Annotated in this window: 7 protein-coding genes; 4 read left to right on the top strand and 3 right to left on the bottom strand. The window is 27.0% G+C overall.

Features of this window, described 5'->3' with window-relative positions:
• Positions 1–698 precede the first annotated feature (698 nt).
• The 4 genes from nhaC (at position 699) to Tmeso_RS14430 (ending at position 4,269) form a co-directional block, all read left to right on the top strand.
• Positions 699–2,105 (top strand): Na+/H+ antiporter NhaC, encoded by a 1,407-nt coding sequence (gene nhaC, locus Tmeso_RS14445; protein WP_408646069.1) that lies wholly within the window; start codon positions 699–701, stop codon positions 2,103–2,105.
• Positions 2,106–2,216: 111 nt separating this feature from the next.
• On the top strand, positions 2,217–2,948 hold the full coding sequence (locus Tmeso_RS14440; RefSeq protein ID WP_099192445.1) for a Na+/H+ antiporter NhaC family protein: 732 nt from the start codon (positions 2,217–2,219) through the stop codon (positions 2,946–2,948).
• Positions 2,929–3,540 carry a Na+/H+ antiporter NhaC family protein gene (locus tag Tmeso_RS14435; protein WP_099192443.1) on the top strand — a complete coding sequence of 204 codons (612 nt, stop codon included), beginning with the start codon at positions 2,929–2,931 and terminating at the stop codon, positions 3,538–3,540. The genes Tmeso_RS14440 and Tmeso_RS14435 overlap by 20 nt, the downstream gene beginning before the upstream one ends.
• A gap of 51 nt (positions 3,541–3,591) precedes the next feature.
• Entirely contained in the window at positions 3,592–4,269 is a 678-nt protein-coding gene (locus Tmeso_RS14430) for a metal-dependent hydrolase (RefSeq protein WP_099192441.1), read from the top strand.
• A 180-nt stretch (positions 4,270–4,449) separates the two neighbouring features.
• On the opposite strand, the gene Tmeso_RS14425 is transcribed toward Tmeso_RS14430, so the two are convergent.
• The 3 genes from Tmeso_RS14425 to sigI form a co-directional block, all read right to left on the bottom strand.
• Complete coding sequence (locus Tmeso_RS14425) at positions 4,450–5,343, bottom strand: copper amine oxidase N-terminal domain-containing protein (RefSeq protein WP_099192439.1); 894 nt, start codon at positions 5,341–5,343, stop codon at positions 4,450–4,452.
• Between the two features lie 108 nt (positions 5,344–5,451).
• The gene (locus Tmeso_RS14420) at positions 5,452–6,618 is read right to left on the bottom strand and encodes an anti-sigma factor domain-containing protein (RefSeq protein ID WP_099192437.1); all 1,167 of its coding nucleotides are present in this window, start codon (positions 6,616–6,618) and stop codon (positions 5,452–5,454) included.
• A complete protein-coding gene (gene sigI / locus Tmeso_RS14415) occupies positions 6,615–7,343 on the bottom strand; it encodes an RNA polymerase sigma-I factor (protein ID WP_099192435.1) in 729 nt (242 codons plus the stop codon). The genes Tmeso_RS14420 and sigI overlap by 4 nt, the downstream gene beginning before the upstream one ends.
• Between the last annotated feature and the right edge of the window lie 209 nt (positions 7,344–7,552).

Genomic DNA, 7,552 nt, shown 5'->3' with positions numbered 1-7,552 from the left:
GTCTAATGCTATCGCATTGACTCATATCGCCAACGAAATTCTTTCGGCATAGCCTCATAATTTCCGTTGCTCAAAGTTTGTCTACTCAGTAAACTGACTTTTTGTTTGTTTATTCCGAAAATCACTGTTGTGATTTATTTATAACCTACTGTTTAATTTTCAAAGTTCATTGTGTATTTTTTCATCGACCTCGCTGTCGAGGACAAGTAATAATATATCATCTTTAAGGTAATACGTCAATACTTTTTTATATTTTTTTATGTTTTACTTAAAAATTAATATGTTACAAGTAATTTTTAATATATTTTAACTAACATTAATACTTTATAATATATAGTCTCAACACAAATATTAGTATATTTTTATTAAAAGTATTAATGTTATTCATATTCTAGAAATCTAATAAACATAATTGTTATTCTTCTCATTAATAGAGTTTAATATACTATCTGTAATTTAAAATATTTTGAAAGTATAACTGGTTTTTAAATGTATTGAATTTTCAGAACATTTATGCTATAATTTTAGTACATTTATAATTTTATCAAATAAATAACAATACACATATGCAAAACACCACAGATGCGAATGTATATTGTTATGTTTTTGTGTTAATCCGACCTAAATTCAGTTAAATAACACACTTATGACTGAGTATTAAAAACTTAGTTTTTACTATTTTTAAAAGGGGGAAAATTATAATGTCAAAACAAAAACGTAAGGCAAACTTACTCGAAGCTCTTATTCCTATTTTATGTTTAATTTTATTTATAGGGATTGCGGTTTTTAAGTATGAAGCATCACCTCATATTCCTTTGATTTGTGGAGCTGTTATAGCTGCTCTTATGGCTACTACTAGACTAGGTTTCAAGTGGAATGAACTTGAAGAAGGTGTCTTAAAAACCATAAACATGGCAATGCAAGCTGTTTTAATTCTTATGATAGTAGGTACAATTATAGGTACTTGGATATTAAGCGGTGTGGTTCCTACTATGATATATTACGGACTTCAAATATTATCACCTGGTATATTCTTAGTTGCAACTTGTATCATATGTGCAATAGTTGCTCTCGCTACAGGATCTTCTTGGACTACAGCAGGTACTGTTGGTATAGCTCTTCTAGGTGTAGGTCAAGGACTTGGTATACCTAATTATATTGTTGCAGGTGCAATCATATCTGGTGCTTACTTTGGAGATAAAATGTCACCATTATCAGATACTACAAATTTGGCACCAGCCATGGCAGGTGCTAATCTATTCGACCATGTTCGTCACATGCTATTCACAACTGGGCCATCTTTAATAATCGCTCTTATCCTTTATGGTTTCTTAGGTGCTAAATATGCAGGTAAGAATATAGATCCTACTATAATAAATCAAATGCTTGGTGCTCTATCATCTAGTTTTAACATAAATCCATTACTCTTCCTTCCACCTATAATAGTAATCACAATAGTTATACTAAAAGTTCCAGCTATTCCAGGACTTATAACAGGTTCTTTACTTGGAGGAATATTTGCTGCTATATTCCAAAAATCATCACTAGGAGAAATAATAACAGCTGCTAATGATGGATTCGTATCTCAAACAGGAATTGAAGCGGTAGACTCGCTGTTAAGTCGTGGTGGTCTTCAATCTATGATGTGGACAGTATCTTTGATACTATGTGCTTTAACACTTGGAGGAATTCTTGAAAAGACAGGTATGCTAGAAGTTATAGCAGAAAACGTATTAAAGTTAGCAAGAGGTACAGGTGGACTTGTTACAGCTACTATATTCTCTTGCATATTCGTAAACTTAGTTACAGGAGAACAATATCTTTCAATAGTTATTCCAGGAAGAATGTATAAAGATGCTTATGCTAAGAAAGGTCTTCACCCTAAAAATTTATCAAGAGCGCTTGAAGATTCAGGAACCTTGACATCTCCTCTTATTCCTTGGAATACATGCGGGGCATATATGTTTGCAACATTAGGAGTTCATCCATTTGCATATTTACCTTTTGCATTCTTAAATCTAATAAATCCTATAATATCTATATTCTATGGATTTACAGGAATCACAATGCACAAGCTTCCTAAAGAAGAATATATTATAGAATAAATCATGGGCCTATATGGCCCTTATTTTTTATTTATATGAAAACTAAAAGTTCTAAAACTCCATCTGAATTAAGTTTTGCTTTATTATAATCTTATTGAGAGGTTGTTTAATATGAAAAATATATTAGTACCACTTATATTAATATCAATATCCGTAATGATTAAAAAACCCGTATATATAGGAATATCAATTTCCGCCTTATTTGTATATATAAATTCAATATTAAATAAATACCATTACACAGATTTAAACAAAAACATAATATCAAGTATTTTATCTGCAAAACGTATAATAATAATTCTCTCATTAGTAGGTATGCTTACCTCATCATGGATGATGTATGGAACTATACCATATATGATTCATTTAGGACTTACTGCATTAAAAAAATATAACTTTATACTTCTCTCATTCCTAATAATGTCCTCTATATCCTATATATTAGGAACTGCAGTTGGAAGTATATCAACTATAGGGGTTGTAATTATAACAATAGGAAAGTCAATAGGTTTAAATACATCTATTCTTGCGGGTGCAATAGTATCAGGTGCATTCTTAGGCGATAGATCTTCGCCTATATCGAGCGCTTTAAATTTGAATATAGAAATGACAAATTCTAATACGTATAAACTTATAACTAAAATGAATACAACATTACTTCCAGCTTTTATAACTAGCTGCATCTTGTACTTTGTTTTGGGCAAATATAATAATGTGAATAATTATACTAATTTAAATGATATCTTAGTACAATTATCTAAGAATTTTAATATAAACATATTTTGCTTAATTCCAGTAATATTACTTTTTATACTAATTAGTAATAAGAATAAATATAATTAAATGCATAATAATATCATTATGTTCTAGCTTCTTAATAAGCATTTTAATTCAACATGCTAGTATATTTACCTTAATAAAAACATCATTAATTGGATTTCATGAAACTAATTCTACCTCTAATATAATAAACGGAGGTGGATTTATATCAATGCTACCTGTCGTATTTACCATAATAAGTGCAACTGCTCTTACTGGTTTATTAGATGCGACAAATAGTTTGAATATTTTGATAAATAAATTAATCTCGTCAATAAAAAATAAATATGATTTGCTAAAAAAATGCTCTTTATTAAGCATAATATTAAATACATTAACATGTAACCAAACAGTTGGGATAATTATTCCCTGTAAATTTATGAAGGATATATTTATTAATTATAATTTAGAAAAAGAAGATTTAGGTCAATGTCTAAGTGATAGCGGAACAATAACAGTTCCTTTGATACCTTGGAATATAAATTCTATTGTAGCCTCTACGCTTTTAGGCGTTCCTTCTATTAATTTTATTCCATACTCATTTTTGTGCTATCTAATACCTATTCTATTCCTATTAAAGTCAAGAAAAACTAATAATATAGACGTATTAGCTTAAATGTTTTTTTAAATTATTATAGTATATAATATAGTAAAGGAGGTTTTTAGTATGTTAGTAAAATATTTAGGTCACTCTGCTTTCTTAATTCAAACTTCACAATACAACATTTTAATAGATCCATTTATAAAAGATAATCCTAATTGTCCAATCAATTTGAAGGAATTACCTCATATACACTACATATTAGTTACTCATGGACATAATGATCATATGGGAGATACTATTCTAGTATCTAAAAAATACAATAGTACTGTAATATGTAATTTTGAAATATCTTTATATTTATCTAAATACAATATAAAATGTATGCCTATGCACATAGGAGGGCGTATTAATCCATCTTTCGGAAAAGTAAAGATGACTTCTGCTCTACATGGTTCTAGTATTTATGAAGGTACTCATTTAATATATGCTGGTAATCCATGTGGCTTTTTATTAGAAATTGAAAATCATAAAATATATCATTCGGGGGATACAGGCTTGTCTATAGAAATGAAACTTTTAGAGTCTGAGAATATAGATTTTGCTATGTTGCCTATAGGTGGAGTATTTACAATGGATATTGACGATTGCATAAAAGCCATAGAGTTTATAAAACCTAAAAATGTTATTCCTATGCACTTTAATACCTTTGAAGCTATAAATGCTGATCCTAATTTATTAAAGGATAATATTAAATCTTGTAATGTTAATATTTTAAATCCAGGAGAAAATATTAATATATAAACTAAAAAATTCGTCTAGTCGCTACGCATTGACTCATGTCACCAACGATCCCTACGGGTTCCGTTGCTCAAAAATAGTTGTAAGTGTAGTTTTTTTATCAATATTATCCGCAATTTGAAAATCATATAATTTCCTTAAGCGTAAAAAAAGAGTTCATATGAACTCTTTTTTTGTTTATGACTATAATTCATCCGTTTCATCTTCAGTCGTTACATCTTCTTGATCTGTTTCAACTTCAGTTGACTCTTCAGTAGTTACGTCTTCTTGATCTGTTTCATCTTCAGTTGATTCTTCTAATTCAATAGTTTCCGTTTCTTTATCATAATCAACATCTAATCCTAAATTTTCAGCAATAAATCTTAATGGAACTATAGTTCTATTACTCATTATTTCAGCCGGAACATCTATTTCTTTTTCTTCTCCATTAACATAAGCTTTCCCATCTTCTAAGCTTAATATAATTTCAACATCCTCTTTAGTTATTATAACCTTTTTTTCCTCAGCATTCCACTTAACATCTGCCCCAAATCCTTCAGATATAGCTCTTACTGGAACTAAAGTTCTTCCATACTTTATAACAGGAGGTGTATCAAATTTCATATTTAATTCTTCACTTATAATATTTTCAACTGGTAGTACAGATATATTCTTATTCTTTTCTTTTATTTTCTTAGCTATATCTTCTAGTTGTTCTAATTCTTCTTGTGTATACTTCTCTTTAGCTATTTGCTTCATCTGTCTTTTTATATCTTTAATATTTTTAGTTAATTTATCTATACTATTTTGTAATTCTTCTATTTTCTTTAGCAACTCATTTGCCAACTTATCATCTTTACTTTCTTTTGCTTTTTTAATTTCTTTTTCTACTTTTTCTTTTTCAAATTCTATTTCTATCTTTATTTTGTCTATATTAGCTTTTTCATATTTGATTTTTCCCATTTGTTCATATTTTTTATTATCTTTATTTTTTTGATATTCTTTCCCTTGTGCATTTGCACTTATCGCAGCTGGTCCTGTAAATACAATCGTAGAAACAAGTAATGCAGATATAATCCTCTTTTGTAATAATTTCATATAAAACTCTCCTTCACATTTTATTTTCTTAATATATTACGAAAGTAAACTCTTATTTTGGTACCAGAACAAAAAAACAGTTGAATTGTTTATCCAACTGTTTTTTATTTATTCCTTATTTTTAAAATTATGATTATTTTTGTTTTTTTTAGGCTTGTAATTATTTTTATTACTTTTATCTTTTTTACTATAATCGTTTTTTATTTTATCTTTGAATTTATAATTATCTTTTTTTTTATCCTCGTTTCTATCTTCTTTTTCTTTTTTATATTTTTCCTTATCCTCTTTATTTTTTTTATATTTATATTTTTCTTCTTTATCTTCTTTATCTTCTTTGTTTTTATTTTGATTTTTATCATAAGTTTGTATTATTTTTTGTGTACCTTGATTATCTTGTAACTCTTCTAGATAATCTATTTCTTCTAATTTGTTTTCAAAGTTATTGATTTTATTTATTTTTTCTTCACTTTCTATATTACTATTATCGATTTTATCTTTAATAGATTTATCTTGTTTATCAACTTTAGTAATATCGCTATATATATTTCCACTTTTATCAAAAATCTGATTTACCTTCATATTTTTAACTTCATATATGCTTACATTTGTATTCTGTTTTTTTATTTCTTTAAATGCTTCATATTTACCAATAGACATATCATTTTTATGCGCATTTTTCATATTATTTTTGTTGGATTCTAAATACACAATATTTATATAATTATCACTTTCATCTTCATTCAATTTTGTTTGAAGATCTGTTTCTACTTTTAATTTATTTTTCATGCTAGAATCTAATATAACAGCTGATATTAAAACAGAATTTTTTTGTACAGATAAGTAATTCTTTTCTTTAGCATTGTTTATAGTAATATATAATGCATCCTCAATTCTTTTGCCAACAGCTTTTTCATCTATTATTTTATTAGCTTCTTCGTTTATATTGTTTACTTTTAGCACTACTCCCTTTTTGTTTAATTCAAACTCAATACTTGGGTTTATATCTAAACTTACGACAGCTACCGTAGCTATGTTTTTATTGTTTTTTATATTAAATATATTAATAGACATAAATAAAACAAATACTACAGCTGCCAAAGCAGAAATCCTTTTATAATTTATTTTCTTTTCTCTATAAATATCCTCTTCTACAAAAATAATATTATTTCCTATATTCATTCCATCTTTTTTTATAATTTTTCTATACTGCATATCATCACTTAGTACAATAGCAAAATCATCTTCAATTTTCATAATACAAGCTTTATATATCATATTTTAACACCTTCTTCATCAAGTGTAATATAACTTTTTAACAAATCAGAATCACCCTCTAATATTAGTACTGTTGCAATAATAAATTTTCTGCTTCTTTTCAAAATCTTTTGTGTTACATTCAAGTCCTTTATTATTTTAGAATTTGGTATTCGTTTCTTAGTCATCAATTCCATTTTTATGGAATCATTTTCGAATATATATTTTGCTATATTAATAGCATTCATCCTAGTGTCTTTATGTTTTGGAGCCTCATTTAATAAATCATTAAATGTTATATCAAAATCACTCAATTTATTTTCAAAAGTTTTTATTTCTTCCTTTAATATCGAAGCCTCTACAAAATCTTTTGTTTTTAAATTGTTATATATTTTTTCTTGTTCTTCTTTTGGGAATTGATTTATAGATATTACTTTAGAATCTTTTTTTATTTTTCTTAAATAATCTTTCGTCCTGCTAGATATAACAAGCTTAGCGAATGATATGAAATTCCCATATTTAGATTCATATTTATCTATAGCTTCATTAAAGCCTTCTAATCCAACACTATATTCTTCACTATTTTCAGACTCTATGTACCTATTAGTTACACTAGATACTGTTTTTATAATAAACGGAATATATTCTTCTATTATTTTTTCTCTTTCCAGTTTATCCCCCATTTTTATTCTATCTAATCTCTTGACCAAGGAATTTTTTTTGAAAATTTTCAGTAAGTCAGCCAACCTATTCTACACCTCCTATACAGTAATACGATTTTATCTATTTTTTTAAGTACATATAAATCATATATTAAATTAGATAAGAATAGTTATACTTTTAGTTTTATGTTATTAATTCCCAATGAATGTATTTCATTATATTCCAAAATATAAAAAATTTGCTTTATGCTATCGAATAGCTCATGTCCCCAACGATTCCTACGGGCTCCGTT

Source organism: Tepidibacter mesophilus, assembly GCF_002724055.1.
GTDB lineage: Bacteria > Bacillota > Clostridia > Peptostreptococcales > Peptostreptococcaceae > Tepidibacter_A > Tepidibacter_A mesophilus.
The sequence above is the reverse complement of the archived record's forward strand: the minus strand, read 5'-3'. Positions and strand labels throughout refer to the sequence as shown.

Coding starts and splice junctions, on each gene's coding strand:
- Tmeso_RS14440 (WP_099192445.1), top strand. CDS start 2,217: ATGAAAAATATATTAGTACCACTTATATTAATATCAATATCCGTAATG.
- Tmeso_RS14430 (WP_099192441.1), top strand. CDS start 3,592: ATGTTAGTAAAATATTTAGGTCACTCTGCTTTCTTAATTCAAACTTCA.
- Tmeso_RS14425 (WP_099192439.1), bottom strand. CDS start 5,343: ATGAAATTATTACAAAAGAGGATTATATCTGCATTACTTGTTTCTACG.
- Tmeso_RS14420 (WP_099192437.1), bottom strand. CDS start 6,618: ATGATATATAAAGCTTGTATTATGAAAATTGAAGATGATTTTGCTATT.